This is a genomic window from Mesorhizobium sp. WSM4815 (assembly GCF_055811575.1).
Genome location: NZ_JBVVQS010000046.1, coordinates 1 through 1,177 on the forward strand (window position 1 = coordinate 1; position 1,177 = coordinate 1,177).

Below are 1,177 nucleotides of genomic sequence, written 5' to 3' on the forward strand. Positions count from 1 at the left end.
ATTACTCTTTGATGGTGACGACGATGCCGGCACCGACGGTGCGGCCGCCTTCACGGATGGCGAAGCGCAGCTTCTCTTCCATGGCGATCGGCACGATCAGCTCGACATCGACGGTGATGTTGTCGCCCGGCATCACCATCTCGGTGCCTTCCGGCAGCGACACGATGCCGGTCACGTCGGTCGTGCGGAAGTAGAACTGCGGCCGGTAGTTGGTGAAGAACGGCGTGTGACGGCCACCCTCGTCCTTGGTCAGGATGTAGGCCTCGGCGACGAACTTCTTGTGCGGCTTGACCGTGCCCGGCTTGGCCAGAACCTGGCCGCGCTCGACACCTTCGCGGTCGACACCGCGCAGCAGCGCGCCGATGTTGTCGCCGGCCTGGCCCTGGTCGAGCAGCTTGCGGAACATCTCGACGCCGGTGCAGGTCGTCTTGGTGGTCGGACGGATGCCGACGATCTCAAGCTCCTCGCCGACCTTGACCACGCCGCGCTCGACGCGGCCGGTCACAACCGTGCCACGGCCGGAGATCGAGAACACGTCCTCGATCGGCATCAGAAACGGCTTGTCGAGCGGACGAACCGGCGTCGGGATGTAGTCGTCGACCGCAGCCATCAATTCGCGGATCGAATCCTCGCCGATCTTCTTGTCGGAATCTTCCAAAGCCGCAAGCGCCGAACCCTTGACGATCGGAATGTCGTCGCCGGGGAACTCGTTCTTGGTCAGGAGCTCACGCACCTCGAGCTCGACCAGCTCGAGCAGCTCGGCGTCGTCGACCTGGTCGACCTTGTTCAAGAACACCACGATCGACGGCACGCCGACCTGGCGGGCCAGCAGGATGTGCTCGCGGGTCTGCGGCATCGGGCCGTCGGCGGCCGACACGACCAGGATCGCGCCGTCCATCTGCGCGGCACCGGTGATCATGTTCTTGACATAGTCGGCGTGGCCGGGGCAGTCGACATGGGCGTAGTGGCGGTTGGCCGTCTCGTATTCGACATGCGCCGTCGAGATGGTGATGCCGCGCGCCTTCTCTTCGGGCGCCGCATCGATCTGGTCGTAGCGCTTGTATTCGCCAAAATACTTGGTGATCGCCGCCGTCAGCGACGTCTTGCCATGATCGACATGGCCAATCGTGCCGATGTTCACATGAGGCTTTGTACGCTCGAATTTACCTTTTGCCAT

Annotated in this window: 1 protein-coding gene; it reads right to left on the bottom strand. The window is 63.3% G+C overall.

The annotated features are described in order from the left end of the window. Nucleotide 1: 1 nt before the first annotated feature. Nucleotides 2-1,177 carry an elongation factor Tu gene (gene tuf, locus AC0L2B_RS00200; RefSeq protein WP_091591201.1) on the bottom strand — a complete coding sequence of 392 codons (1,176 nt, stop codon included), beginning with the start codon at nt 1,175-1,177 and terminating at the stop codon, nt 2-4.

What these genes read in the sequence shown, in the direction of transcription:
- tuf (WP_091591201.1), bottom strand. Translation starts at nt 1,177, where the DNA reads ATGGCAAAAGGTAAATTCGAGCGTACAAAGCCTCATGTGAACATCGGC.